Below are 24,814 nucleotides of genomic sequence, written 5' to 3'. Positions count from 1 at the left end.
TGGACATCAGTGGGCCAAGTGGCTACACTGACCCTTTGCGCTGCCTGTTAGCTGCCCCCTGCCCGTCACCAGGGGCATCCCCTCGCAAGAGCACAGTTGACCGAACGTCCTGACCAGGCCCTTTTGGCTGAATCGGGAATGTCTGTCTCCGTGTCCGGCGAGGGACCGGTACGCGCGTAGTGAGTCCGAGCCCTCGGAAGGACCCCCTCTTGGCCGCCTCGCGCAACGCCTCGACCGCGAATACGAACAACGGCGCAAGCACCGCCCCGCTGCGCATCTCCTTTGCAAAGATCAAGGAGCCCCTCGAGGTTCCGAACCTGCTCGCGCTGCAGACCGAGAGCTTTGACTGGCTGCTCGGCAACGCCGCGTGGAAGGCTCGTGTCGAGGCGGCTCTGGAGTCCGGACAGGACGTCCCCACCAAGTCCGGTCTGGAGGAGATCTTCGAGGAGATCTCTCCGATCGAGGACTTCTCCGGGTCGATGTCGCTGACCTTCCGCGACCACCGCTTCGAGCCCCCGAAGAACTCGATCGACGAGTGCAAGGAGCGCGACTTCACGTACGCCGCGCCGCTCTTCGTCACGGCCGAGTTCACCAACAACGAGACCGGCGAGATCAAGTCGCAGACGGTCTTCATGGGCGACTTCCCGCTCATGACCAACAAGGGCACCTTCGTCATCAACGGCACCGAGCGTGTCGTGGTGTCGCAGCTCGTCCGCTCGCCGGGTGTCTACTTCGACTCCTCCATCGACAAGACGTCCGACAAGGACATCTTCTCCGCCAAGATCATCCCGTCCCGGGGTGCCTGGCTGGAGATGGAGATCGACAAGCGCGACATGGTCGGTGTCCGCATCGACCGCAAGCGCAAGCAGTCCGTGACCGTCCTGCTGAAGGCGCTCGGGTGGACCACCGAGCAGATCCTCCAGGAGTTCGGCGAGTACGAGTCCATGCGCGCCACCCTGGAGAAGGACCACACCCAGGGCCAGGACGACGCGCTGCTCGACATCTACCGCAAGCTGCGTCCGGGCGAGCCGCCGACGCGTGAGGCCGCTCAGACGCTGCTCGAGAACCTCTACTTCAACCCCAAGCGCTACGACCTCGCCAAGGTCGGCCGCTACAAGGTGAACAAGAAGCTCGGCGCCGACGAGCCGCTGGACGCCGGTGTCCTCACCACCGACGACATCATCGCCACGATCAAGTACCTGGTGAAGCTCCACGCGGGCGAGACCGAGACGATCGGCGAGAACGGCACCCAGATCGTCGTCGAGACCGACGACATCGACCACTTCGGCAACCGTCGTCTGCGCAACGTCGGCGAGCTCATCCAGAACCAGGTCCGTACGGGTCTGGCCCGGATGGAGCGCGTCGTGCGCGAGCGCATGACGACCCAGGACGTCGAGGCGATCACGCCGCAGACCCTGATCAACATCCGGCCGGTCGTCGCCTCCATCAAGGAGTTCTTCGGCACCAGCCAGCTGTCCCAGTTCATGGACCAGAACAACCCGCTGTCCGGGCTGACGCACAAGCGTCGTCTGTCCGCGCTCGGCCCGGGTGGTCTGTCCCGTGAGCGGGCCGGCTTCGAGGTCCGTGACGTGCACCCGTCCCACTACGGACGCATGTGCCCGATCGAGACCCCCGAAGGCCCGAACATCGGTCTGATCGGTTCGCTCGCCTCGTACGGCCGCGTCAACGCGTTCGGCTTCGTCGAGACGCCGTACCGCAAGGTCGTCGACGGCCAGGTCACCGACGAGGTGGACTACCTGACCGCCGACGAGGAGGACCGCTTCGTCATCGCCCAGGCCAACGCGCCGCTCACCGACGAGCTCCGGTTCGCCGAGGCCCGCGTGCTGGTCCGCCGCCGTGGCGGCGAGGTCGACTACGTCGCGCCCGACGACGTGAACTACATGGACGTCTCGCCGCGCCAGATGGTGTCGGTCGCGACCGCCATGATCCCGTTCCTCGAGCACGACGACGCCAACCGCGCCCTCATGGGCGCGAACATGATGCGGCAGGCCGTTCCGCTCATCAAGTCGGAGGCCCCGCTCGTCGGCACCGGCATGGAGTACCGCTGCGCCACCGACGCCGGTGACGTCATCAAGGCGGAGAAGGACGGTGTGATCCAGGAGGTCTCGGCCGACTACATCACCGTCGCCAACGACGACGGCACGTACACCACGTACCGCATCGCCAAGTTCTCCCGCTCCAACCAGGGCACCTCCGTCAACCAGAAGGTCGTCGTCTCCGAGGGCGACCGGGTCATCGAGGGCCAGGTCCTGGCCGACGGCCCGGCCACCGAGAACGGTGAGATGGCGCTCGGCAAGAACCTGCTCGTCGCGTTCATGCCGTGGGAGGGCCACAACTACGAGGACGCGATCATCCTGTCGCAGCGCCTCGTGCAGGACGACGTCCTCTCCTCGATCCACATCGAGGAGCACGAGGTCGACGCCCGTGACACCAAGCTCGGCCCCGAGGAGATCACCCGGGACATCCCGAACGTCTCCGAGGAGGTCCTCGCGGACCTGGACGAGCGCGGCATCATCCGTATCGGTGCCGAGGTCGTCGCCGGCGACATCCTCGTCGGCAAGGTCACGCCCAAGGGTGAGACCGAGCTGACGCCGGAGGAGCGCCTGCTCCGCGCGATCTTCGGTGAGAAGGCCCGTGAGGTCCGTGACACCTCGCTGAAGGTGCCGCACGGCGAGACCGGCAAGGTCATCGGCGTCCGCGTCTTCGACCGCGAGGAGGGCGACGAGCTTCCCCCCGGTGTGAACCAGCTCGTGCGCGTGTACGTGGCGCAGAAGCGCAAGATCACCGACGGTGACAAGCTCGCCGGCCGTCACGGCAACAAGGGCGTCATCTCCAAGATCCTGCCGATCGAGGACATGCCGTTCCTGGAGGACGGCACCCCGGTCGACATCATCCTCAACCCGCTCGGCGTCCCGTCCCGAATGAACCCGGGACAGGTCCTGGAGATCCACCTCGGCTGGCTCGCCAGCCAGGGCTGGGACGTCTCCGGCCTCGCCGACGAGTGGGCCGAGCGTCTGCAGAGCATCGGCGCCGACCGCGTCGAGCCCCGCACCAACGTCGCGACCCCGGTCTTCGACGGTGCCCGTGAGGACGAGCTGGCCGGTCTGCTGGAGCACACCATCCCGAACCGCGACGGCGACCGCATGATGCTGCCGTCCGGCAAGGCGCGCCTGTTCGACGGCCGCTCCGGCGAGCCGTTCCCGGACCCGATCTCGGTCGGGTACATGTACATCCTCAAGCTGCACCACCTGGTCGACGACAAGCTGCACGCCCGGTCGACCGGCCCGTACTCGATGATCACCCAGCAGCCGCTGGGTGGTAAGGCTCAGTTCGGTGGCCAGCGCTTCGGTGAGATGGAGGTGTGGGCGCTGGAGGCATACGGCGCCGCCTACGCCCTCCAGGAGCTGCTGACCATCAAGTCCGACGACGTCACCGGCCGCGTGAAGGTCTACGAGGCCATCGTCAAGGGCGAGAACATCCCCGAGCCCGGCATCCCCGAGTCCTTCAAGGTGCTCATCAAGGAGATGCAGTCCCTGTGCCTCAACGTGGAGGTGCTGTCATCGGACGGCATGTCCATCGAGATGCGCGACACCGACGAGGACGTCTTCCGCGCTGCGGAGGAGCTCGGCATCGACCTGTCCCGGCGCGAGCCGAGCAGCGTCGAAGAGGTCTGACGGGTCGGCCGGCCGGATACCCGGCGACGAGTATCCGGCCGGCCTCGCCCAGCGACCCGTACAGACCATTGATTGACACGAACCCTGAGAGGGATTGACGCATAGTGCTCGACGTCAACTTCTTCGACGAGCTGCGGATCGGCCTGGCCACCGCGGACGACATCCGGCAGTGGTCCCACGGCGAGGTTAAGAAGCCGGAGACCATCAACTACCGCACCCTGAAGCCCGAGAAGGACGGCCTCTTCTGCGAGAAGATCTTCGGCCCGACCCGGGACTGGGAGTGCTACTGCGGCAAGTACAAGCGCGTCCGCTTCAAGGGCATCATCTGTGAGCGGTGTGGCGTCGAGGTCACCCGCGCCAAGGTGCGCCGTGAGCGGATGGGCCACATCGAGCTCGCCGCCCCCGTCACGCACATCTGGTACTTCAAGGGCGTCCCGTCCCGCCTGGGCTACCTGCTCGACCTCGCCCCGAAGGACCTCGAGAAGGTCATCTACTTCGCCGCGTACATGATCACGTACGTGGACGACGAGCGCCGTACGCGCGACCTGCCGTCGCTGGAGGCCCACGTCTCCGTCGAGCGCCAGCAGATCGAGAACCGGCGTGACGCCGACCTCGAGGCCCGCGCCAAGAAGCTCGAGACCGACCTGGCCGAGCTGGAGGCCGAGGGCGCCAAGGCCGACGTGCGCCGCAAGGTGCGCGAGGGCGCCGAGCGTGAGATGAAGCAGCTGCGCGACCGTGCGCAGCGCGAGATCGACCGCCTCGACGAGGTCTGGACCCGCTTCAAGAACCTCAAGGTCCAGGACCTGGAGGGCGACGAGCTCCTCTACCGCGAGCTGCGTGACCGCTTCGGCACGTACTTCGACGGTTCGATGGGTGCCGCGGCGCTGCAGAAGCGCCTGGAGTCCTTCGACCTGGACGAGGAGGCCGAGCGCCTCCGCGAGATCATCCGTACCGGCAAGGGCCAGAAGAAGACCCGTGCGCTCAAGCGCCTCAAGGTCGTCTCCGCGTTCCTGCAGACCAGCAACAGCCCCAAGGGCATGGTGCTGGACTGCGTCCCGGTGATCCCGCCGGACCTGCGTCCGATGGTGCAGCTGGACGGTGGCCGCTTCGCGACCTCCGACCTGAACGACCTGTACCGCCGCGTCATCAACCGCAACAACCGCCTGAAGCGGCTTCTCGACCTCGGCGCGCCCGAGATCATCGTGAACAACGAGAAGCGCATGCTCCAGGAGGCGGTCGACGCCCTCTTCGACAACGGCCGTCGCGGCCGCCCGGTCACGGGCCCCGGCAACCGTCCCCTGAAGTCCCTCAGCGACATGCTGAAGGGCAAGCAGGGCCGCTTCCGTCAGAACCTGCTCGGCAAGCGAGTCGACTACTCGGCGCGTTCCGTCATCGTCGTCGGCCCGCAGCTGAAGCTGCACCAGTGCGGTCTGCCCAAGGCCATGGCGCTGGAGCTCTTCAAGCCGTTCGTGATGAAGCGCCTGGTCGACCTGAACCACGCGCAGAACATCAAGAGCGCCAAGCGCATGGTCGAGCGCGGCCGCACGGTCGTGTACGACGTGCTGGAAGAGGTCATCGCGGAGCACCCGGTTCTGCTGAACCGTGCGCCCACGCTGCACCGCCTCGGCATCCAGGCCTTCGAGCCGCAGCTGGTCGAGGGCAAGGCCATCCAGATCCACCCGCTCGTCTGCACCGCGTTCAACGCGGACTTCGACGGTGACCAGATGGCCGTCCACCTGCCGCTCTCCGCGGAGGCGCAGGCCGAGGCCCGCATCTTGATGCTGTCCTCGAACAACATCCTCAAGCCGGCCGACGGCCGTCCGGTCACCATGCCGACCCAGGACATGGTGCTCGGTCTGTTCTTCCTCACCACCGACGAGGAGGAGCGGGAGGTCAAGGGCGAGGGCCGGGCGTTCAACTCCACCGCCGAGGCGATCATGGCCTTCGACGCCCGGGAGCTCTCGCTCCAGGCGAAGGTCGACATCCGCTTCCCGGTCGGCTCCGTCCCGCCCCGCGGCTGGACGCCGCCCGTCGCGGACGAGGAGGGCGAGCCCGCGTGGCAGCAGGGTGACAGCTTCCGCCTGCGGACGACCCTGGGCCGCGCGCTCTTCAACGAGCTGCTGCCCGAGGACTACCCGTTCGTCGACTACTCCGTCGGCAAGAAGCAGCTCTCCGAGATCGTCAACGACCTCGCCGAGCGCTACCCCAAGGTCATCGTGGCGGCGACGCTCGACAACCTGAAGGCGGCCGGCTTCTACTGGGCGACCCGTTCCGGTGTCACCGTGGCCATCTCCGACGTCGTCGTTCCCGAGGCGAAGAAGGAGATCGTCAAGGGCTACGAGGCCCAGGACGAGAAGATCCAGAAGCAGTACGAGCGCGGTCTGATCACCAAGGACGAGCGCACGCAGGAGCTCATCGCGATCTGGACCAAGGCGACCAACGAGGTCGCCGAGGCCATGAACGAGAACTTCCCGAAGACCAACCCCATCTTCATGATGGTCAACTCGGGTGCTCGTGGAAACATGATGCAGATGCGTCAGATCGCCGGTATGCGTGGTCTGGTGTCGAACGCCAAGAACGAGACCATCCCGCGTCCGATCAAGGCGTCCTTCCGCGAGGGCCTGTCCGTGCTGGAGTACTTCATCTCCACGCACGGTGCCCGTAAGGGTCTCGCCGACACCGCCCTGCGTACCGCCGACTCGGGTTACCTGACCCGTCGTCTGGTGGACGTCTCGCAGGACGTGATCATCCGCGAGGAGGACTGCGGCACCGACCGCGGTCTGAAGCTGCGGATCGCCTCGAAGGGCGCCGACGGTGTCCTGCGCAAGGCGGAGGACGTCGAGACCTCCGTGTACGCGCGGATGCTCGCCGAGGACGTCGTCGTGGACGGCAAGGTCATCGCGCCGGCCAACGTCGACCTCGGTGACGTGCTGATCGACGCGCTGGTCGCCGCGGGTGTCGAGGAGGTCAAGACCCGCTCGGTCCTGACCTGTGAGTCGGCGGTCGGCACGTGTGCGTACTGCTACGGCCGTTCGCTCGCCACCGGCAAGCTGGTCGACATCGGTGAGGCGGTCGGCATCATCGCCGCCCAGTCCATCGGTGAGCCCGGTACCCAGCTGACGATGCGTACCTTCCACACCGGTGGTGTGGCCGGTGACGACATCACCCAGGGTCTGCCCCGTGTCGTCGAGCTCTTCGAGGCTCGTACGCCCAAGGGTGTCGCCCCGATCTCGGAGGCCTCCGGCCGTATCCGGATCGAGGAGACCGAGAAGACCAAGAAGATCGTCGTCACCCCGGACGACGGCAGCGACGAGACGGCCTACCCGATCTCGAAGCGTGCCAAGGTCCTGGTGCACGAGGGCGACCACGTCGAGGTGGGCCAGAAGCTCACCGCGGGTACCGAGAACCCGCACGACGTGCTGCGCATCCTCGGCCAGCGGGCCGTCCAGGTCCACCTGGTCGGCGAGGTCCAGAAGGTCTACAACTCGCAGGGCGTGTCGATCCACGACAAGCACATCGAGATCATCATCCGGCAGATGCTGCGCCGTGTGACGATCATCGAGTCCGGCGACGCGGAGCTGCTGCCGGGCGAGCTCGTGGAGCGCTCGAAGTTCGAGACCGAGAACCGTCGTGTGGTCACCGAGGGCGGTCACCCCGCCTCCGGCCGTCCGCAGCTGATGGGTATCACCAAGGCCTCGCTCGCCACCGAGTCGTGGCTGTCGGCGGCGTCCTTCCAGGAGACGACCCGGGTGCTGACCGACGCGGCGATCAACGCCAAGTCGGACTCCCTGATCGGCCTCAAGGAGAACGTCATCATCGGTAAGCTCATCCCGGCCGGTACGGGTCTGTCCCGCTACCGCAACATCCGGGTCGAGCCGACCGAGGAGGCCAAGGCCGCGATGTACTCGGCCGTCGGCTACGACGACATCGACTACTCGCCGTTCGGCACCGGCTCCGGCCAGGCCGTTCCGCTGGAGGACTACGACTACGGTCCGTACAACCAGTAAGGCGTAGCCGAGAAACGACCGAAGGGCGGTCACCCCGTGCGGGGTGACCGCCCTTCGGCGTGCCGGTGGTTCCTCCGCGCCCCTCCGTTCAGGCGCCGAGTGCCAGGTGGACGCGGCGCAGCGCCCGGACGCCGACGGCGAGGACGGCGGGTACGTCGTCGGCGGGGACCCGGCTGGCCAGGGCGAGCGCGTCGACGGCGACCGCGTAGTCGTCCGTCACCGCCCGAGGCGTGTCCGGGGCGGTGGCGGCCCCGGCGTAGTCGGCGAGGACGTCGCCGTACTCGATGACGGCGAGACGTACGTCGACGTCGACGGCGTCCAGGTCGTGGTGGATGTGCTGACGCTCTCGTGCCATGACGTACCCCCGTATGTCGTGAACGGCGTGTGGTGAGCCGCTCCGTATTGTCCGGGAAGCGCGCGGCGGCCGACAGGAGCGCATGGGGGGTGTCCGGGCGTACGGTCGCTGCCGGGGTCCGGCAACGAAGGTGCGCCGGAGGTCAGCGGGTGGTGAGTTCCCAGAGGGCGAGCAGGAAGCCCATGCCAGCGGCGAGCGCGCCGATGCTGGCCAGCGGCCAGCGCGCCCGCTCCAGCGCGTCGAGCCGGTCCTCGTGGTCGGCGAGCTGCCGGTCCGTCTGGTCGCTGCGCTGGACCAGCAGGGCGAGCGAGCCGTCGACCCGGGCGAACCCGGCTTCGAGGGTGCCGCGCAGGCGCTCCAGCTCCAGGGCGACCGCGACCGGGTCGTTCGGGTCAGGTTCGGTCATCGGCGGCTCCTGTGCTCGCGGTGCGCAGCCAGGCCGGCAGCAGGGCCTGGACGGCGGGGACGGCCATCACCCGGGTGAGCGCGCCCGCGACGGCCAGGGATCCGGCGACCCACGGCAGGGTCGCCGGGAGCCCCGCCGCGTCGACGAGCGCCGGGAGGGCGACGGCGAGGCCGGCGGCGGACTGCAGGACCGTGCGGGCCGTGCGCTTGGCGGCTTCCGACATGGGTTTCGCTCCTTCGGTGCGTGCCGGTGCGGGGTCGCCGCGTGCCGGACGGGGGGGCGGGGTGGTCGGCGGGGTCAGGCGGGGGCGGTGTACGGGACCTTCAGGGCGTTCCAGGAGGTGCGGCCGGGCCAGCCGTCGGCGTCGGCGCCGGTGAAGCCGAGCTTGCGCTGCCAGGCGGCGTACGAGCGGCGGTCCGCCTCCGACCAGCGCGGGCCCGGCCCGACGCGGTACGCGGAGCAGCCCTCGGCGACGAGCCGGCGTCCCATCGCGGTGACGATCGGCGAGCTGGGGGCGGCGGTGAAGAAGGCCACGCCCGGGAACGGCTGGTAGCGGGGCCTGGACGCGGTGCCGCCGGGGGCGGTGGAGCCCGGACTGCCGGCGCCCGGTCGGGTCGCGCCCGGTCGCGTCGGGGCCGCGCCGAGCCGGTCGGCTATGCGGGCGCGCATGCCCGGCATGGTGAAGCCGCGCGGGTCGCTCTTCCAGTCCGACCACTCCAGGTGGCCGATCACGCTCTTGGCGGACCAGCCGTGGGCGCGGCAGATCGCGGCGGACGCCCGCTCGATGGCGTCCAGCTGGGCGGCGGGCCACGGATCGGAGCCGTTGCCGAGGTTGACGCACTCGAAGCCGTAGAAGCGGGCGTTGCCGTCGACGGCCCCCGCGCTGCCCTGGTGCTCGTGCGGGGCGGGCGGGCGTTCGTCGTAGTCCTCGGCGACGACCCGTGCGAGGACGGCCGGGTCGCCGCCGCCCGCGTGGTTGGCGCGCCCGCTGCCGACGAGGTGCACGGTGCCGTCCTTGGCGATGACGCCGTGGCAGAGCGGGCCGGGCAGGCCCTCGTACCCGCGGAAGCAGAGGTCGACGGAGGAGGTGGTGCCGGTGCTGACGGTGTGGTGGATCATCACGCCGTTCACCGGGCCCCAGGAGCCGGTGTGGTTGCGGTGGTGGGTGCGCCAGCCGGGGTGTTCGACGACGGTGACGCCTTCGGCGCGCAGCGCGGCGAGCAGCCGGTCGGCGGTCAGCGGGGTGGCCATGGACGGACCTCCTGTGATGCGTGGGCGTAGGGCAGGGAAGGGCAGGGAAGGGCAGGGGGAGGCAGGGAAGAGCAGGGAAGGGGAAGGGGGAGGGGTGGGCCGGCGGTCAGGCCAGTGCGGCCCAGATGGCGTTCGAGTCCGCGATCACCGTCGACGGGTTGAAGGACGTGGGCAGCGACGTCTGGCCCGTGACGCTGAGCCGCCCGTGCCGGATGAAGGCGCCCGGCATGCGCGCGCTGCCGCCGGGGGCCTCGCCCATGCTGGCGCCGCGCATGAAGGCCGGGCCGTTGGAGTTGGGGCTCGGTCCGTTGACGACGAGCCCGACCCAGTACAGGCCGGCGGCCGCGGTGTACGGCGCAGTCAGCGGCAGCACGAAGGTCCTGCCCTCGGTGGCCGTGAGCAGCGTGTTCAGCGGGGCCGTCAGCCCGACCCGGGCGCCCGCGCCGGTGTAGAGACCGGCGTACGAGGAGCCGCTCAGCGTGCCGCCGACATAGCCCGGCACGTAGAACACGACGTTCCTGACGGTGGTGGCCGTGTGCAGGGGGATGCCGATCAGGTACACCCAGCCGCTGATGCAGTACTGGACGGAGTTGGCGGAGCTGGCCGCCGGGTCGAACGCCCACCCGGCGAAGCCGACGGCGCCGGGGGACCAGGTGCCGGCCGCGGACACCGCGTCGACGTAGCCGCGCCGGGCGAGCTGGTCGGCGGTGGCGGGGTTCGCGGTGGTGGCGGGCGGCGTGGCGAACGTCTTCGTACCCGTCACCGTCTGGTTCCCGGCCAGCAGCACGGCGTCGCCCGCCGGGACCGCCGCCACATCGGCCGCGCCCAGCCGCACGGCGCCCGCCTGGCCGTTGACGGAGGTCACGGGCGCCCCGTCGACGGCCAGGTAGCGGGCGTCGCCGGACGCCTGGGTGAGGGCGCCCAGGTCGGCGGCGGTGAGCACGACGTCCCCCGTCCGGCCGTTGACGGAGCCGACCGCGCCGCCGCCCGCCGGGAGCTGGGAGGCCGGGACGAGGCCGTCAGGGCCGAGGGTCGCGACCCCACCGGGCGCGCCCGCCAGGTCGGCGGGGACGGCGGACACGTCGGCGGCGGTCAGCACGATGTCCGGCTCGGTGCGGCCGTTCACCGAGCGCACCCCGCCCGGTTCACCGGCGGGGCCCGCCGGTCCTGGCGGGCCCGCGGGTCCCGGCGGGCCGGGTACGGCCACGTAACGCGGCGCGTCGGGGTCGGCCGGAGCGATGTCGGCCAGGTCGACGGACGGGTTCGCGGCGGGCAGCGCGATCATGTAGACGCGTGACCTGAAGACGCCGGAGAGCCGTTCGGTCACGGTGTACGTCCAGCCCACCGGGTTCCAGCCGGGCGTGTCGGTCGCGGGCAGCCGGACGCTGACGCGGCCCTCCGCGTCCAGGGACGCGCGGATGGGGCCCCCGAGGAAGAGGTCGGCGTCGGCGTGGGTGAGCAGCGCGGGGGGCCGGAACTCGACGGTGCCGCTGAGCGGCCGGCCGTCCGGCGCGAGATAGCGAGCGGTGACGCTCACGGTCGGGATGGTGTCGGGCAGCACTCGGGTGCCTCCTTGCTCGGGCGTTCTGCGGGTGGGGGGTTGCGGGTGGGGGCGGGTGCGCCGGGGGCCGGTCGCCGCTGACGGTGGCGGTCGCCGGTCGCGGTCGCCGTGGCTCGTGTGGCGCGGTGGCCGTGGCTCGCGTGGGGCGGTGGCTCGTGTGGCGCGGTGGCCCGGCTCGTACGGGCCGGGGGCGGGCGGGGGACGGGGCTCGTCCGGGGTGGTGCGCCCGGCCCGGCCGGGCGTACCACCCCGTAGCGGACCCGCCGTACACCGCCGTACACCGCCGTGCGTGGGACAGCTCAGGACTGCACGCCGTACAGCGCCAGCGGGCGGCAGCGGACGGTGCCGCCCGCCGCGGCCACCTTGGCCTGGACCTCGAAGGTCACCGTGGCGCTGTAGGCCGACGCCACCGCCGCCGTGAAGTCGAGCCCCGCGCCCGGCCCGCCGACCGGGCCGACCTGCGTGCCGTCGACGAGCAGCCGCACCTCGGCGCCCGAAGTGCCCTGGACGGCGACCCGGCAGAGCAGCCTCGGGTGCTGCACGATGCCCGGACCCCGGTAGAGCGTCGTCCACGTGGTGGCGCCGGTGGACTCCCAGCGGGCCTGGTCGACCGGCTCGGGCAGCGGATACGGGATGTACGGGCGGGCCAGGCCGCGCTGGGCGGCGTCGTCGGCGACCACGACGTTGCCCCTGCGGTCGAGGATCTGCACCGGCTGCACGGGCAGCGTGTCCGGCGACCCGGTCCACACGGTGAGCGCGAGGGAGCCGTCGTCGCGGCGCACGACCAGGCCCTGCTGCGGGGTGGCCGCGTCCCGGTCGGGCTGGACGCGGCCCAGGTACAGCAGGTCCTCGTCGCCCGCGGTGCGCACCCGCAGCCGGCCGCCGTCGCCGATGACGACCTCGCCGCCCATGATCTGGTTCAGCGCCGGGCTGGTGTTGGCGCTGCCCATCAGCTCCCTCACCTGGCGCTCCAGCGCGCGGATCCGGTCCAGCAGGTCGGTGGGGATGATCGCCACGGGTTACACCCCTTCCAGGTAGAGCGTGGCCGTCTCGGCCTTGGTGCGCTGCGGCGGATCGACCGCCATGCCGACGACCCGGTACTGCGTGTCGAGCCCGTCCGGGTGCCACAGGTCGTGGATCCGCAGCCGGACGCGGGACCCGAGCAGCGCGGGGGTGATCCGGTCCGCCAGCTGGACGGTGATCTCCGGGATGACCTCGGGCCTGCGCTGCCGGGCGAGCTCGGCGAGCGCCAGGGACCGCAGGGTCGCCTCGTCCGTGACGCCGCTGTGGTCGGAGGTGCGTTCCAGGCGGGGCCAGCCGGCGGCCAGGTCGTCCGGTGAGCCGACGCTCACGGTCAGCGGCACGGAGTCCCGCGACTGGTCGGAGTTGGCGGACTCGCCGCGCGCCACCCACACGTTGGCCTGCACCGTCGAGTCCGTGGGGAGGCTGTAGGTCAGCACCGGTCCCGGATGGTCCAGGACGATGTCGGCGTGCCCGGTCTCGATCCTCGGATGGCCGAGCTGGAGCCGTTTGACGCGGCGGCCCTGCGCGTCGCGGTAGCAGTGGATCCGCCACTCGAAGCCGTCGGCGAGCTGCGCCAGCTTGTCCAGCAGCTCCCGTATCCGGGCGAGCGCCGGGTAGCCGTACGCGAAGGCGCGGCGCACGCCGGACAGTTCATGGCCGAGGCTGATGCCGATGTCGCCGCCCGGCTGCTCCTGGGCGTGGCCGACGAGGGCGCGGGCGATGTCGAACTGGTCGGTGCCGGTGCCGACCAGGTCCCCGGACAGGATGCGGTGGTCGAGGTACGAGTCGAACGTGCCGGCCTGGAACTGGGCCTTCATCCGGCCCTGTTCGTCGGCGGACGGGGTGCAGGTCCACAGCACCCCGCCCCACCAGATGTCGCCGTCCCGCTCCAGCCACACCGCCGTGCGGCCCGGCTGCAGCGCGGCCCGCGCCCGTGCGGCGAGCCGGCCCTCCGGGAGCGGGACGGTGGCGGACAGCGACCCCGGCTTGCCGATGTAGTCGTCGAACCTGGCCTCGGTGAGCGGCAGGACGTCCAGCACCTGGTCGGTGCGGAGGTCGCAGAAGAGCGCCCGGTAGACGGGCGTGGTGGCGGAACTCCTCATCGGCGCCACCTCAGACGACCGGGTCGACGCGGATGTAGCGGTTGTCGATCCACGCGGTGGTGTCGGTGACGGAGTGCTGGTACGCCGCCACCGCGCTGTACTGGGTGTGCGGCTTCAGCCCGGTGACGCGGAACATCGCCGAAGCGGACTGCACCACGCCCCCGTTGACGATGGCGGCCCTCACCTCGTCGGCCGCGAGCACCAGGGCACCGGCGAGCCGGATGTTGGCGGACATCCGCACCCACCGGTTGTCGGCCCCGGCCCGGCCCTGGAAGCCCAGCGTCACCATGATCGCGCCGGAGACCGGGGTGGTGAAGTTCGCCGCGATGGAGGGCCGGCCGGTGTCCGTGAGGTTCTCCACGTAGCCGGTGGACTTCACGTAGCCGCCGTCGTTGTTGTAGTCCCAGCCGGTGGTCGGCACGATCGGCCGCCACACCGTGCCGTCCCAGCGCTGGAGGCGTCCGCCCTCGTCCCGGTACTGGCCGACGTACTCGCCGGCGGCCAGCGCGCCCTGCGGGGCGATGCCGCCGATCTGGCGGGGGTAGGACGCCCAGGCGGTGCCGTCCCAGCGCTGGAGCCGCCCGCCGGTGTCGCGGTACTGGCCCGCGTAGCCGCCCGGCACCCCACGGTTCCAGGACTCGGCGAGGATGCCGCCGACCGCGACGGTGCTGTTGCGCAGGTCGTACACCGCGCTGCTCCAGTCGAGGCCGCCGGTGCCGACCGACGCGCCCGCCGGAACGGTGACCCGGGCGAGCGGCAGCGCCGCGTCCGGGGTGGCCGGCACCTCCGGCGTACCGGCCGGGGTGCCCTTGACGATCTCCAGTACGGCCTCGGTACGGCCGCTGGCGTCGTACTGCGTGTCGTACACGCGCAGCACCACCAGGTCGATGCGCGGGTTGCTCGCGTCACCGTCGTCGAACGTGATCGGCTCGTAGTCGGTGAGGACGACCGGGTACGCCCCGGCCGGGCCGTAGCTCTGGATGACGGCGCGGCCGGGGGCGACCGACGCGGTCATCCCGGCGGCGTCGCCGAACACGTACAGGCCGTCCATCAGGTACTTGCCGTCCTTGGACCCGGGGACGACGCCGCTCGCGCTGGTCAGCGGGCCCGCCGGGGCCATGGTTCCGGTGGGCGCGAGCCGGGTGTCGGTCCTGGACTGGCCGGTCGTGGTGTCGGTGCGGTTGATCAGCCATGCGCTGCGCACGGGCATGTTGTCCTCCTGGAACGGGATGGCGGAGAGGGGGGAAGCGGGAGAGCTGGGGGCGCGCGTGGTCGCCGGTCACCGGTGGGCGTCGGTCACCGGCGGGGCCCGTCACCAGTGGGCGTCGCGCCAGCGGACCGTGGCCGAGGCGCGCGGGTCCGGGGTCGTGTCGTCGGAACGGAACGCCAGGGCCGTGCCGCCCGGCTCCAGCTGGAACAGCTGCTCGGGCGCGGACGCGGGCGTGGCGGTGTAGAGACGGGACGCGGTGTCGTTGAGCAGCACGGTGCCCGCCTCGGTGTCGACACGGAGGACGTCCCCGGCGCCGAGCACGATGTCGTACTGGAGCTGGCGGCCGTCCCCGAGCCGGGTCAGCGACGGACGGCGCACCGGCCCGCGGAACTCGATGACCGGATGGGCGGGCGCCCCTCCCTCGTTCAGGGCGGTGACGGTGCCGGCGCCGCCGACGCCACCCCACTCCAGCGGCCAGCTCAGACCCATGCCGGCCTCGTCCTCCCAGACGAGGCCCGGCTCCGGGCGGGGCAGCGTGGCCCGGTCCTCCCGCAGCACGTCGCCGTAGCGGCGCGGGTCGGTCGCCGTCCACTGCAGGCTCGTCTTCGACAGGCCCTGCGACACGAACGACCGGTCCTGGGGGACCACCCGGCGGCTCACCCGGGCCCTGACCGCGAGGGTCTCGCCGTGCAGCCGGACCGCGAGCCAGCGTTCACCGCCGTCGGCGCCGGTCGCCGCGCGGAACGCCGTCGTGACCTCCCGGGCCGACGCCGCGGACGACGGCAGCAGCCAGACGGTCGCGGCGATCTGCCGGGGCTGGGCCCAGCGGGCGCCCGGCCAGGAGCCGTGCTGGTCGGGACGGGGCACGTCACCGGTGTCCAGGTCCGGCAGGTCGTCCCAGCCGGTGATGCCGGTGCGGTCGATCTCGTACGGCGTTCCCGGGCCCATCAGCAGTCCGGCCCACTGGATCTGCCCGTCGCGGGTGATCAGTGAGCCGGGTGCCGTCGTGTCCTTGTAGGTTTCCGTGATGTCGGCCATGGCGGGCCGTCACCTCACTTTCCGGTACGGGGAGTTCATGGAGCTCTTGGCGGTCCGGCCGCTCACGCCGCCGTCCGGTGCAGGAACAGCAGGTCCTCGGCGACGGCCAGGGCGCTGCGGCCCTCGGGTTCGCGGTAGCTGCCGAGCCGACCCCGGTCGGCGGAGACCGCCCCGTACGACGGGGTGTGGCCGCGCTCGGCCGGGCGCAGCCGCTCCAGCGCGGACAGCGGCTGTACGGCCCCGGTGGCGCCGCCCGTGGCCGGCCGGACCAGGCCGCCGTCGGCGAGCTGCGGGATCTTGGGCAGGTCGACGCCGAACTCCTTGCCCAGGAAGCTGAAGCTGAGGCTGTTCAGGCCGTCGATCAGCCGGTTGGCGAAGGCGATCAGGCCGTTGACGGCGCCGGTGATGGCCCCCGTCACGGCCTGGAGCCCGGTGGAGACGAAGTCGCCGATGGCGTGCAGCGTGCGGGACATGGCGTCCTTCACCCGCTGGAACATGTCGGGGATCGTGGTGGTGATCCAGGTGAGGACGGGCTTCACCACGGCCTTGACGCCGTTCCAGGCCCGGCGGATGAGCCCCGTGACGGCCCGGGTGGCCGTCGTGACGGTGGCGCGGGCCCCGTCGAACCCCCTCGACACGACCGCGCCGACGACCTTCAGGACGCCCGTGATGATGGCCCGTACGGCGGTGAAGTAGAGCGAGATCACCGTCAGGTACCCCCGCACGACCGGTCCGATGAACGTCCAGATCCCCCGGAACACCTTCAGGACCTGGTCGAACACCTGCTTGACGATCTTCCGGCCGGTCTCGGAGTTCAGCGCGTAGTCGATCAGCAGCCCGGCCAGTGGGGCGACCAGCCCGATGACGAACCCGAGCGGGTTGGCGCGCATGGCCACGTTCACGGCGGTCATCGCACCGGCCGCGACGGTCAGCGCCCCGCCGAAGAAGCCCATCAGCCTGGACACGGTGCCCGAGCCCTTGCCGAGCACCCCGGCCAGGGCGCCGACCGAGGCCCCTTCGGACGCGATGGACGCCAGGGGCCCGGCCGCCCCGCGCCCCTTGCCGCCGCCGCTCCGCACCTGCGTCGCGGTACGGCCGGCGGTGCGGCCCGCCTTGGTGAGGGACTGCCCCGCGCCCTCGGCCCTGGCCTTGACCTGCCGCAGCGCCGTACCGGCCGACGCGGCGCCGCCCCCGAGCCGGCCGACCGCCGAGCCGGCGCCCCCGACGGCCCGCCGGATGCCCTGGAGGGAACCGGCGGCCGCGCCGAGGCGGGCGCGGAAACCGTTCAGCGCCCCGGCGACCCCCGCGAGCGGGTCCAGGTACGCCGGTGCGGCCGCGGCGCTCATCCGCGGGCCTTGGACAGGAACAGCAGGGCGGAGGCGGTCTCCTGGAGGTCACCGGTGGACGCCTCGTAGTAGTTCTCGATCCGGAACGCGGCCATGCCGCCCGCCCCGCCCCCGAGCGGTCCCCGAGCCCGCCCGCGCCGGGCGGTGTGCCGCAGCAGCCGGTCGAGCTTGGACAGCGGCAGCACGGCCTCCGCCTCGCCGGCCTCGGCGACGATGGCGTGGACGCCGCCGTTGCGCGGCTGGACGACACCGCCCTGCGCGAGCTTCGGAATGGTCGGCAGGCTGACCCCGAAGGTCTTGCCGCCGAGGAGCGGCACCCAGCCGGGGATCGTGACCTTGATGCCGTTGAGCTTGCCGATGGCGGAGTTGATGAGGCCGATGACGGCGTTGATGGGCCCCTTCACGGCACCCTTGATCTTGTCGAACGCCTTCCCCGCGATGTCCTTGAGGCCGCCCCAGATGCTGGACAGCTTCTCCTTGACCTTGCTGAACGCCTGCGGGACGACGTTCCTGATCCAGTTGACGACCGGGGTGATGACGGCCTTGATGCCGTTCCAGACGCTGGACACGACCTTCTTGACGGCGTTCATCACCGTCGTGATGATCTTCTTCCAGAGGTTGACGTAGGTCGTGATGACCTTGGCCACGGCCTTGACGACGACCGTGACGGCCTTCTTGACGCCGTTCCAGACCGACTTGATGAGCGTGCCGGCCTTCTTCATGATCGGCCCGATGACCTTCATGACGGAGCTGATGACCGTCTTGATCGCACCGAACGCCTTCTTGAGGACCTTCTGCATGGTCTTCGAGCGGGTGGCCATCTCGACGACCTTCTCGATGAGCGGGGCGAGAAGGGAGAGCAGGGTGCCGATGATGTTGCCCTTCATCGACGTGTTCAGGCCCTTCATGCCCTTGGACGCCTTGTCGGCGCCGGACTTGAACCTCCCGACCTGCGTCCCGCTCTTCTGCGCGGTCCGCCCGGCCTTGGCCATGGAACGCTCGGCCTTGTCGGCGCCCCGCTGAAGGTTCTGCAGCTCACGGGCGGAGCCCTGGGCGGACGTGCGCAGCCGCTTCAGGCCGCCGTCCGTGGAACCGGCGGCGCGCCCGACGCTCTGCGCGGCTCTCGCGGCGGCGTCCGCCTGGGTCTTGAAGCGTTGCAGCGAACCGGCGGCGCGCCCCGCCGCTGAGGCGAGTGACATGTCGTGCTCCTCTCTCGTGTCGTCCCGTCACCCGGCGAAGGCGCGCGCGACGCCGTCGGCCCTCTCCTCGACGCGTCGCAGCGACTGCTCCAGTCCCCGGAGCTCGGCGGCCCTTCGGCTCGCGTCCGTCGGCCGTCCGGTCAACCGGCTCGTCTGGCGGCGCCGCTCCTGCCTCTGCCGTTCCGGTTCGACCTGGGACGCGGCACGGCCGGCCAGGGCGCGCTGGCCTTCCGCGAGGGTCCGGATACGGGCGTCCTGCTCGCCGACGCGGTCGGCGAGCCGGGTCACGGCGGACCCCTCGCGCTCCTCGCGCCGGGTCTCGTAACCGCCGTCGCGCTCGATCGCGTTGACCCAGGGGTTCCGGAAGATCTCCACGCCCATGAAGTGGAGGCCACGGGCGTCCCAGGTGATCATCTCCGGGGATATGGAGAGCATGCTGGGGTCCCACTTGATGATCTGGTTGCTCGCGTACACCGCTTGGTCCGCAGCGGCGACATCCGCTCCCAGCCGGTCGTTCATATAGGTCTCGAAGGAATCCTTGGATTCCTTCGCCGCGGTTTCTGCTTCCTTCTCCAGATCCTTCTTGAATTGTGCGAGCCGGGCCGTCAGATCTGCGTCGGTGACGAATTCGGTCATGGCGCTCCCTTGGTATTCGGGCGGTTGCTAGGATCACCGCATGTCGGCGACTCTGATCGTGCAGCTGTTCGTGTACGCGGTGATGGCGGCGGCCGGTGCGGCCTACTGGCGGTTCAGCTTCGGGAAGGCGCTGAAGCTGCGCACGCTCCGGCGTGACGGCAGGCCGGCCGAGGCCGAATGTGTCGGCCATGTCCATCCTCGGGGCGGGGTGTGCGCGGTTTTCCGATATGACGTCGGCGACGGTGTCGCCCGCCGACTCGTGGGCCCCGTGGAGAAAAGCACGTCATTCGCGGTCGGCGACCGCGTGGATATCGTCCACGACGCGAAGGACCCGGATAATGCCGACCTGGTGCCGATCGATGCGGCACGGATTCGCCACCATGTGTGGGGCGGTGTCGCGGCCGCCTCGCTGCTCGCGGTGATCGCTTATGCCGCGTCCGGAATCGGCTGAGACGAGCCGGAGACGGCCGGCCGGGGTGGGTCGCTCAGGCGAAGAAGCGGATGAGTTCGGTACGGCTCGGGCCGTCTCCGGCAGCCGGTGCACCCGCCGTCGCCCCCGCCGTAGCCCCCGCCGTCACCCCCGCCTCCTCGACGTCCCCCGCTTCCTCCGCCTCGGGGTCGCCGGGCCGGGGGACCGGGTCCGGGGGGTCCGGGGGGTCGTCGTCGCTGTTCACCGTGGCGAACATCCAGTTGGCGGCCGCCAGGTGGTCCACCGCGGCGGCCAGGAGGTACTCCGAGACGCTCCAGTCCGCGCCCTCACCGGTCACCTCGCGGTTGATCGCGCTGTCCCGTGGCATGTGCTTGATCAGCACCGCGAGCCGGCGGGAGGAGAGCCGGCCGCGGTGCCAGTCGAGCAGGTCCACGCCGTAGTGCCGCAACAGGTCGGCTTCCAGAGCCTCGGCGTGTTCGTCGACGAACGCGTCGAGGCTCAGCCTTCCCCCAGGCCGAGCCCGGTCTCCTTGCCGTACGCCTCCAGGATCGCGGCGATGTCCTGCATCGTGACGTCGTGCCGCTCGAAGCCGGCGAACTGCCGCTCGCCCATGAGCAGCCTGAGCAGCCCGTCCACGTCGTTGTCGTCCAGGTCGCGCAGCGCCTTGGCGGTCGCGCGGGTCAGTTCGGTCGGCAGCTCGAAGGTGTCGCCGTCCAGGGCGAAGGACCAGGTGCGGCCGAGTGCCTCCATGCGCTGGGCGCGGGCGGCGTTCACATCGAATGTGGCCATGCGTCTTCTCCGTTCGTACGTGGGTGAGGGGCGTGTGCGGGAGGCGTGTGCGGGGGCGGGGGCGGGGCCGGGGGGGGCCGGCCCCGCCCCCGCACGGTGTTACGCGGCCGGGGTGGCCGGCGGGATGGCACCGTCGTACGCGGTGTCCCGCATCACGAAGGTGGCCAGCGCCTTGTTGTCACCCGGCGACAGCGCGGTGAAGGTGACGCCGAGCATCGCGGCCGCCTTGCGGGCGAGCTTGATGTCCTCGGTGGCCGTCACCTGGCCGCGCGGGATGACGAACCGGTACGTGACCTCGGAGCCGTCGGTGAACTCCAGGCCCAGGGCCCGCTCGTCGAAGCTCGGGCCGTCCGGGACGTCGAACTCGTAGACGCCCGTGCCCGCGCTGCGGAAGCCCGACTTGTCGCCGCCCAGGAAGAACGGCAGCGTGTCCTCGTTGAACTGGAGCATCGAGAACTTCAGCGTCAGGTCGCGGTCCGCGTACACGAACCGGGCCGGGCTGATCGACTGCCAGGTCTCCACCGGGTCCAGCTTGTCCTTCTTGGAGAAGGTGACGCCGTCGGTGGACGTGTACCCGAGGTCCGTCCAGCCGGTGCCCCAGTCGGTGGCCGGGTTGCTGGAGAAGGTGTTCGGGATCGGGGCGTTGATGTCGGCGACGAGGACGCGGCCGGTACCGGCGACGCGGATCTCGGACGAGTTGTTGCCTGCCATGAAGGGCTCCTTGGGATAGGGCTGGATGGGTCTGGGATCGGGCTGGATCGGGCTGGATCGGGCTGGATCGGCCTGGGATCGGCCTGGGACAGGGATCGGTGCGGTGCCTGGACGGGTACGGCAAAGGCCCCGCCGAGTGGCAGGGCCTTGTCTGTGGGGCGTAGGACATCCGCTCCGCCGGGGCGGGGCCGGGTCAGTCCGTACGCAGGGAGAGGCGCAGCACGCAGAGGTAGCGGTTGGCCGCGGTGTAGACGTAGTCGGGCAGCCAGCGCGGTCCGTCGGCCTCGCTGACGTCGGTGATCGTGGTCGGCCCGTAGACCGCCCCGGTGGCCGCCAGCAGTTCGGCGCGGGCGATGTTGGCCAGCAGGTGCGCGGTCGGCTTGTCGGGGCCGTAGCACTCCAGCTCGATCAGCGGCTGGTCGAGGTGCAGATCGTCGATCCAGGCGCCGCCGCGCCGGGAGACGATCACGGCCTTGGCCGTGCCGTCGAAGCCGGGCGGCGGTGTCTCGTCCACGATCGCGTCCGCCAGTTCCGCGCGGTCGGAGAGGAGGTCCACGACGATGGCCTCCACATCGGGGAAGGTGCTCGGAGGAGAGCTCATGACGGGGCATCACTCCTGTGGTCTCACCGGAAAAGGCGACGGCGGAGCTGTCCCCCGGAGGGAGGTGGGCACAGCTCCGCCGCTGCCTCCATTGTGATCGATGATGTGCGGGCGCGCAACTAACTTGCTCGCGCTCGCAATTCACGCTGTGTCGTCGGGCGGGTGCGTTAGTCTCTGACTATCGAACATGTATTCGAGAAGGTGGCGTGAGCGGGGAACCGAGGACGGGAGCACGATGGTGATCAGCGCCCAGGAGCGGCTGGCGGACGTGGTGGCCGCCGTGGTGGAAGTGGCAGCGGAGGCGGGGGAGTCCGGTACGTACTCCGCCGATCTGGCCAGGACACTCACGGCGGTCGTCGGCAAGGTCGGCGCGCGTATCGCCATCGACGTGGAGACCAGGGGCTTCAGCAGCGGCTGGCGCGAGGCCGTCACCGCCCTCGCCGCCGGGGGGAGGCCGGACGGGGCGCGGGTCTTCCGCATGCCGGACCGGGGGGACGGGGACGGGGCTGGAGACGGGGACGGGGCGGGCGAGCCCGAGGGGCACGGGTGACGCGGGGCGCGGCGGTGTGACGGCATGACGAAAGGGGCCGCCCGGATGGGCAGCCCCTTCTTGTCGTGTGCCGTGTCGTGTGCCGTGTCGTGCGCCTGTCCGCACACGGCGTGCGGTGTCCGATCTTCGGTCCGGGTGTACGGGTCGTGGGGTCGTGTGTTCGGTACTCCGTCTAGGAGCGGTCCTCCCGCGCGGTTCGGCTGCACGGCCTCCTGCGGGTCGCGCGCTCCGCCGCGAAGACGTCCTCCAGCCGGAACAACCGCGTACGGCCCTGGTTCCCGGCCGCCGTGAGATGGCCCAGCTGCACCCACTTGCGAATGGTCGCCGGTGCGACATCCACCTCGCGGGCCGCCAGCGCCCCGGTGATCAGTGTCATCGGCGCTCCTCGTCCGGGGAGTCGGCGTCCAGGTATTCGGCGTCCGGGGAGTCGGGGCCGAGGGCGTCGGCCGCCGCCGCGAACTCCGCCGCGTCGCCGCCCGCCGCCGCCGCGAGCCGCTCCCACTCGCCGTCCGGCCACATGTGCCGGTGCGCCGGATCCGTACGGCAGTCGCACCGTTCGTCGTCGCAGCGGCAGGCCGGGTTGACGCAGAGCACCGCCCGCCTGGCGGGGAACGCCCGCAGCGACACCGAGTCGCACCAGGGGCACCGGCCGCGCACCCGCACCACCGGCTCGGCCTCGCCCAGTGCCCGTGCGCAGCGCCGCGCCATGCGGCGGGCCTCGTCCCGGATGTGCGCGGCGAGCACCGTGTCGTCGGCGGCGCGGTCGATGAGCCCGACGATGCGCAGCAGCCGCCGCGGCACGTCGGCGCGGCGCGGCCGGGGGAGTCGCAGCCGGTCATGGACGGCCTCGTCCAGCTCGACCACCCCGTCGGTGATGTCCCGGACGGCGTCGGAGACGTGCAGGCGGAGTGGCGCGGTTCGTACGGCGCGTGCCCCGCCGCTGCCGCCGCCCTGGCGGTGCGCCGACGGGGCGGAGGGGGAGCGGTGGGCCGGGGCGAGCTCGGTGAGCAGTTCGGGGAACTGGCGGAGCAGGGTCTCGATCCAGAGGGCGGCGTCGTGGGCGGGGTCCTGGGCGGTCATGAACGTTCCTTCCTCCCCTGGCGGCGGGCTGTCGTGCGGGGCCTTCTCGGGGTGACCGGGCGGCCGTTGCGCCAGAGCCGGCCCGCGCTGACGCCGTCGAACCAGCTCTCCGCGGGCGCGACCGTCTCCTCGCAGCGGCGCCGAACCGGGCAGCGCGCGCAGGCCCGCAGGGCGGGGGCCGCGACGGCGGGGCGGCGCGAGAACACCACGTGGGGCGGAAGCCCGGCACAGGCCGCGGCCGCGCGCCAGTCGGCGGCCGCGTCGTGGCCGGCGTCGGCGGCCGGGCGGGAGGCGGGCGGCCGAGGGGCAGGCGGTCGAGGGGCAGGCGGCCGGCGGACGGGCGAGGTGGCGTTCGGTGGTGTGGCGGCGGCACTGGGCAGGGCGGCGGCGCTGCGCCTGGCGGTGGCACTGGGCATGGCGGTACTCCAGACTCCTCGGCCCGTCGGAACAGAGTTAGTTGCGAGCTCGCACACTAAGATGTTGCGGGTGTGCGCGCAACAGCGAATCCCGCCCGTCCCCGGCCCATCCGTACGGATTTCGACTACACAACCCACACATTCAGCCGCCGGAACCGGTAATTCCTTGCGCGCAAGCGCGATATCCTGATGCCGCTTCGGAGGGAGGCGACCACCATGACGACCAGCGATCTGGAGCAGTTCGCGGCCTGGATCGAAGAGCTGATCCGCCGGCGCGGCTTCGACATCGACAGTCCGCGCGGTGGCGGCAAGTCACGGCTCGCCGACGAGGCCGGTGTGCATCGCGCCGCGATCACCCGGCTCCTCCAGCGGCAGAGCATGCCCGACCTGGAGACCACCCGGCGGCTCGCCCATGTCCTCCAGGTCCCGGTGCGCGAGATGCTCATCCGCTCCGGCCGCCTCACCGAGGAGGACCTCCCGCTCCCGACCCCGGCCGACGGCGGTCGTGCGCCCGCCGGGACGCGGCGGCTGACTCTGGAGGAGGCCGCAGCCGGCCTCGGTGTCCCCGCCGAGCAGCGGGAGATGTTCATTCGCGTCGCGGGTCAGTTCCTGCCCGACACCTCGGTCCGTTCGGGTGAACGTACGCCGCTCGCCTCGGACTGACCGGCCCGGCCGCCGCCCACGGGCCGCTCCGGGGCTCCCCAGTAAGCTGTTGTGGCTGATCCCCCACGACAGTGAACCGCTTGTAGGAACCCTTGGCGGCGCCCACCCCGCCGTCCCAGGCCGCCATGACCCCCACCATGTACGGCCGGCGGCGCCGTGCGCGCGGGGGGAGGCGCAGGGACGAGGAAGGGTCGTGGATGGCCGAGCGCGACGAGCGCGTCGGACGCGACCGCGCAGGGGACGGCGAACACGACGACGGCCGGGAAGCGCCGCACGACGGTGAACGCGCAGGTCAGCCGTACGGCGCGTATGACGCGTACGACTCCTGCGACGCGTACGGGACGTACGACCCCTACGAGTCGCCCGAGCCGTACGAGTCGCGCGAGCCGTACGAGGGCGGACATCCGCCGCCGCCCGCACCCGAGGATCTGCCCGGCCTGCTCGCCGCGCTCGGCGAGTACCTAGAACGCCACGCGCCGGACCAGGTCGTGGTGCTCCTGCGCGAAGAGCTCGAACGACGCGAGTTCAGGGCGTACGCCGACGGCTGGCGCGACGCGGCCGCCCGCTATGAGACCGCCCTCCAGGAGGCCAGGGCCGCCGCCGGTGTCCGCGCGCTGCGGCTGGTCGGAAGGACGCCGGGCCAGGCGGCGGTGATCCCGTTCCCCGACCAGACCGACCAGACCGACCAGACCGACCAGACCGACCAGACCGACCAGACCGACCAGACCGACCAGACCGACCAGA

At 71.2% G+C, this 24,814-nt stretch carries 24 protein-coding genes and 1 pseudogene; 6 read left to right on the top strand and 19 right to left on the bottom strand.

Annotated elements, in window-relative coordinates:
- The first annotated feature begins 209 nt into the window (after positions 1 to 209).
- Positions 210 to 3,695, top strand: coding sequence for a DNA-directed RNA polymerase subunit beta (gene rpoB, locus ACGF5U_RS10770; RefSeq protein ID WP_392715964.1), 3,486 nt, complete (start codon positions 210 to 212; stop codon positions 3,693 to 3,695).
- Between the two features lie 104 nt (positions 3,696 to 3,799).
- Entirely contained in the window at positions 3,800 to 7,702 is a 3,903-nt protein-coding gene (locus ACGF5U_RS10765) for a DNA-directed RNA polymerase subunit beta' (RefSeq protein WP_392715961.1), read from the top strand.
- Positions 7,703 to 7,790: 88 nt separating this feature from the next.
- Here ACGF5U_RS10765 and ACGF5U_RS10760 read toward each other — a convergent pair whose 3' ends face one another.
- The 12 genes from ACGF5U_RS10760 to ACGF5U_RS10705 all read right to left on the bottom strand — a co-directional run bounded on the left by ACGF5U_RS10760 (position 7,791) and on the right by ACGF5U_RS10705 (position 18,830).
- Complete coding sequence (locus tag ACGF5U_RS10760; protein ID WP_392715959.1) at positions 7,791 to 8,057, bottom strand: hypothetical protein; 267 nt, start codon at positions 8,055 to 8,057, stop codon at positions 7,791 to 7,793.
- 142 nt (positions 8,058 to 8,199) lie between these two features.
- Complete coding sequence (locus tag ACGF5U_RS10755; RefSeq protein ID WP_392715957.1) at positions 8,200 to 8,463, bottom strand: hypothetical protein; 264 nt, start codon at positions 8,461 to 8,463, stop codon at positions 8,200 to 8,202.
- The gene (locus ACGF5U_RS10750) at positions 8,450 to 8,686 is read right to left on the bottom strand and encodes a hypothetical protein (RefSeq protein ID WP_392715955.1); all 237 of its coding nucleotides are present in this window, start codon (positions 8,684 to 8,686) and stop codon (positions 8,450 to 8,452) included. The genes ACGF5U_RS10755 and ACGF5U_RS10750 overlap by 14 nt, the downstream gene beginning before the upstream one ends.
- Before the next feature lie 74 nt (positions 8,687 to 8,760).
- Entirely contained in the window at positions 8,761 to 9,714 is a 954-nt protein-coding gene (locus ACGF5U_RS10745; RefSeq protein WP_392715952.1) for a peptidoglycan-binding protein, read from the bottom strand.
- 106 nt (positions 9,715 to 9,820) lie between these two features.
- Complete coding sequence (locus tag ACGF5U_RS10740) at positions 9,821 to 11,275, bottom strand: phage tail protein (protein WP_392715950.1); 1,455 nt, start codon at positions 11,273 to 11,275, stop codon at positions 9,821 to 9,823.
- 299 nt (positions 11,276 to 11,574) lie between these two features.
- Positions 11,575 to 12,291, bottom strand: a complete 717-nt coding sequence (locus ACGF5U_RS10735; protein WP_392715948.1) for a hypothetical protein — start codon at positions 12,289 to 12,291, stop codon at positions 11,575 to 11,577.
- 3 nt (positions 12,292 to 12,294) lie between these two features.
- Positions 12,295 to 13,401 (bottom strand): hypothetical protein, encoded by a 1,107-nt coding sequence (locus ACGF5U_RS10730; protein ID WP_392715946.1) that lies wholly within the window; start codon positions 13,399 to 13,401, stop codon positions 12,295 to 12,297.
- Between the two features lie 10 nt (positions 13,402 to 13,411).
- A complete protein-coding gene (locus ACGF5U_RS10725) occupies positions 13,412 to 14,611 on the bottom strand; it encodes a hypothetical protein (RefSeq protein WP_392715944.1) in 1,200 nt (399 codons plus the stop codon).
- 102 nt (positions 14,612 to 14,713) lie between these two features.
- Positions 14,714 to 15,649, bottom strand: coding sequence for a phage distal tail protein (locus ACGF5U_RS10720; RefSeq protein ID WP_392715942.1), 936 nt, complete (start codon positions 15,647 to 15,649; stop codon positions 14,714 to 14,716).
- Between the two features lie 62 nt (positions 15,650 to 15,711).
- Positions 15,712 to 16,995, bottom strand: a complete 1,284-nt coding sequence (locus tag ACGF5U_RS10715; RefSeq protein ID WP_392715940.1) for a tape-measure protein — start codon at positions 16,993 to 16,995, stop codon at positions 15,712 to 15,714.
- Positions 16,992 to 18,194: a phage tail protein gene (locus tag ACGF5U_RS10710; RefSeq protein ID WP_392715938.1), complete on the bottom strand. Its 1,203-nt coding sequence runs from the start codon at positions 18,192 to 18,194 to the stop codon at positions 16,992 to 16,994. The genes ACGF5U_RS10715 and ACGF5U_RS10710 overlap by 4 nt, the downstream gene beginning before the upstream one ends.
- Positions 18,195 to 18,221: 27 nt before the next feature.
- Positions 18,222 to 18,830, bottom strand: a complete 609-nt coding sequence (locus tag ACGF5U_RS10705; RefSeq protein WP_392715936.1) for a hypothetical protein — start codon at positions 18,828 to 18,830, stop codon at positions 18,222 to 18,224.
- 40 nt (positions 18,831 to 18,870) lie between these two features.
- Here ACGF5U_RS10705 and ACGF5U_RS10700 point away from each other — a divergent pair, with 40 nt between their 5' ends.
- The gene (locus ACGF5U_RS10700) at positions 18,871 to 19,281 is read left to right on the top strand and encodes a DUF3592 domain-containing protein (RefSeq protein ID WP_392715934.1); all 411 of its coding nucleotides are present in this window, start codon (positions 18,871 to 18,873) and stop codon (positions 19,279 to 19,281) included.
- A 34-nt stretch (positions 19,282 to 19,315) separates the two neighbouring features.
- Here ACGF5U_RS10700 and ACGF5U_RS10695 read toward each other — a convergent pair whose 3' ends face one another.
- From ACGF5U_RS10695 to ACGF5U_RS10680, 4 genes are all read right to left on the bottom strand, one after another.
- Entirely contained in the window at positions 19,316 to 19,693 is a 378-nt protein-coding gene (locus ACGF5U_RS10695; RefSeq protein WP_392716247.1) for a hypothetical protein, read from the bottom strand.
- A gap of 65 nt (positions 19,694 to 19,758) precedes the next feature.
- A complete protein-coding gene (locus tag ACGF5U_RS10690) occupies positions 19,759 to 20,049 on the bottom strand; it encodes a hypothetical protein (protein WP_392715932.1) in 291 nt (96 codons plus the stop codon).
- A 99-nt stretch (positions 20,050 to 20,148) separates the two neighbouring features.
- Positions 20,149 to 20,760, bottom strand: a complete 612-nt coding sequence (locus ACGF5U_RS10685) for a phage tail protein (RefSeq protein ID WP_392715930.1) — start codon at positions 20,758 to 20,760, stop codon at positions 20,149 to 20,151.
- A gap of 193 nt (positions 20,761 to 20,953) precedes the next feature.
- A complete protein-coding gene (locus ACGF5U_RS10680; RefSeq protein ID WP_392715928.1) occupies positions 20,954 to 21,361 on the bottom strand; it encodes a hypothetical protein in 408 nt (135 codons plus the stop codon).
- A 235-nt stretch (positions 21,362 to 21,596) separates the two neighbouring features.
- Here ACGF5U_RS10680 and ACGF5U_RS10675 point away from each other — a divergent pair, with 235 nt between their 5' ends.
- Positions 21,597 to 21,911 (top strand): hypothetical protein, encoded by a 315-nt coding sequence (locus ACGF5U_RS10675; RefSeq protein WP_392715926.1) that lies wholly within the window; start codon positions 21,597 to 21,599, stop codon positions 21,909 to 21,911.
- Between the two features lie 172 nt (positions 21,912 to 22,083).
- On the opposite strand, the gene ACGF5U_RS10670 is transcribed toward ACGF5U_RS10675, so the two are convergent.
- The 3 genes from ACGF5U_RS10670 to ACGF5U_RS10660 are packed head-to-tail and all read right to left on the bottom strand — an operon-like array spanning position 22,084 to position 23,407.
- Complete coding sequence (locus ACGF5U_RS10670) at positions 22,084 to 22,287, bottom strand: hypothetical protein (protein ID WP_392715924.1); 204 nt, start codon at positions 22,285 to 22,287, stop codon at positions 22,084 to 22,086.
- Positions 22,284 to 22,991 (bottom strand): hypothetical protein, encoded by a 708-nt coding sequence (locus ACGF5U_RS10665; protein WP_392715922.1) that lies wholly within the window; start codon positions 22,989 to 22,991, stop codon positions 22,284 to 22,286. Before ACGF5U_RS10665 ends, ACGF5U_RS10670 begins: the two co-directional genes overlap by 4 nt.
- Positions 22,988 to 23,407 carry a WhiB family transcriptional regulator gene (locus ACGF5U_RS10660; protein WP_392715920.1) on the bottom strand — a complete coding sequence of 140 codons (420 nt, stop codon included), beginning with the start codon at positions 23,405 to 23,407 and terminating at the stop codon, positions 22,988 to 22,990. Before ACGF5U_RS10660 ends, ACGF5U_RS10665 begins: the two co-directional genes overlap by 4 nt.
- A gap of 216 nt (positions 23,408 to 23,623) precedes the next feature.
- Between ACGF5U_RS10660 and ACGF5U_RS10655 the strand changes: the two genes are divergently transcribed.
- Positions 23,624 to 24,070, top strand: coding sequence for a helix-turn-helix domain-containing protein (locus ACGF5U_RS10655; RefSeq protein WP_392715918.1), 447 nt, complete (start codon positions 23,624 to 23,626; stop codon positions 24,068 to 24,070).
- 197 nt (positions 24,071 to 24,267) lie between these two features.
- A pseudogene (locus ACGF5U_RS10650) lies at positions 24,268 to 24,814 on the top strand (hypothetical protein); the annotation flags it as partial.

Source organism: Streptomyces sp. NPDC047886, from assembly GCF_043204435.1.
Taxonomy (GTDB): Bacteria; Actinomycetota; Actinomycetes; order Streptomycetales; family Streptomycetaceae; genus Streptomyces.
This window is presented reverse-complemented; position numbering and strand designations above follow the sequence as displayed.

What these genes read in the sequence shown, in the direction of transcription:
- ACGF5U_RS10760 (WP_392715959.1), bottom strand. Translation starts at nt 8,057, where the DNA reads ATGGCACGAGAGCGTCAGCACATCCACCACGACCTGGACGCCGTCGAC.
- ACGF5U_RS10755 (WP_392715957.1), bottom strand. Translation starts at nt 8,463, where the DNA reads ATGACCGAACCTGACCCGAACGACCCGGTCGCGGTCGCCCTGGAGCTG.
- ACGF5U_RS10750 (WP_392715955.1), bottom strand. Translation starts at nt 8,686, where the DNA reads ATGTCGGAAGCCGCCAAGCGCACGGCCCGCACGGTCCTGCAGTCCGCC.
- ACGF5U_RS10745 (WP_392715952.1), bottom strand. Translation starts at nt 9,714, where the DNA reads ATGGCCACCCCGCTGACCGCCGACCGGCTGCTCGCCGCGCTGCGCGCC.
- ACGF5U_RS10730 (WP_392715946.1), bottom strand. Translation starts at nt 13,401, where the DNA reads ATGAGGAGTTCCGCCACCACGCCCGTCTACCGGGCGCTCTTCTGCGAC.
- ACGF5U_RS10725 (WP_392715944.1), bottom strand. Translation starts at nt 14,611, where the DNA reads ATGCCCGTGCGCAGCGCATGGCTGATCAACCGCACCGACACCACGACC.
- ACGF5U_RS10720 (WP_392715942.1), bottom strand. Translation starts at nt 15,649, where the DNA reads ATGGCCGACATCACGGAAACCTACAAGGACACGACGGCACCCGGCTCA.
- ACGF5U_RS10715 (WP_392715940.1), bottom strand. Translation starts at nt 16,995, where the DNA reads ATGAGCGCCGCGGCCGCACCGGCGTACCTGGACCCGCTCGCGGGGGTC.
- ACGF5U_RS10710 (WP_392715938.1), bottom strand. Translation starts at nt 18,194, where the DNA reads ATGTCACTCGCCTCAGCGGCGGGGCGCGCCGCCGGTTCGCTGCAACGC.
- ACGF5U_RS10705 (WP_392715936.1), bottom strand. Translation starts at nt 18,830, where the DNA reads ATGACCGAATTCGTCACCGACGCAGATCTGACGGCCCGGCTCGCACAA.
- ACGF5U_RS10700 (WP_392715934.1), top strand. Translation starts at nt 18,871, where the DNA reads ATGTCGGCGACTCTGATCGTGCAGCTGTTCGTGTACGCGGTGATGGCG.
- ACGF5U_RS10690 (WP_392715932.1), bottom strand. Translation starts at nt 20,049, where the DNA reads ATGGCCACATTCGATGTGAACGCCGCCCGCGCCCAGCGCATGGAGGCA.
- ACGF5U_RS10685 (WP_392715930.1), bottom strand. Translation starts at nt 20,760, where the DNA reads ATGGCAGGCAACAACTCGTCCGAGATCCGCGTCGCCGGTACCGGCCGC.
- ACGF5U_RS10680 (WP_392715928.1), bottom strand. Translation starts at nt 21,361, where the DNA reads ATGAGCTCTCCTCCGAGCACCTTCCCCGATGTGGAGGCCATCGTCGTG.
- ACGF5U_RS10675 (WP_392715926.1), top strand. Translation starts at nt 21,597, where the DNA reads ATGGTGATCAGCGCCCAGGAGCGGCTGGCGGACGTGGTGGCCGCCGTG.
- ACGF5U_RS10670 (WP_392715924.1), bottom strand. Translation starts at nt 22,287, where the DNA reads ATGACACTGATCACCGGGGCGCTGGCGGCCCGCGAGGTGGATGTCGCA.
- ACGF5U_RS10665 (WP_392715922.1), bottom strand. Translation starts at nt 22,991, where the DNA reads ATGACCGCCCAGGACCCCGCCCACGACGCCGCCCTCTGGATCGAGACC.
- ACGF5U_RS10660 (WP_392715920.1), bottom strand. Translation starts at nt 23,407, where the DNA reads ATGCCCAGTGCCACCGCCAGGCGCAGCGCCGCCGCCCTGCCCAGTGCC.
- ACGF5U_RS10655 (WP_392715918.1), top strand. Translation starts at nt 23,624, where the DNA reads ATGACGACCAGCGATCTGGAGCAGTTCGCGGCCTGGATCGAAGAGCTG.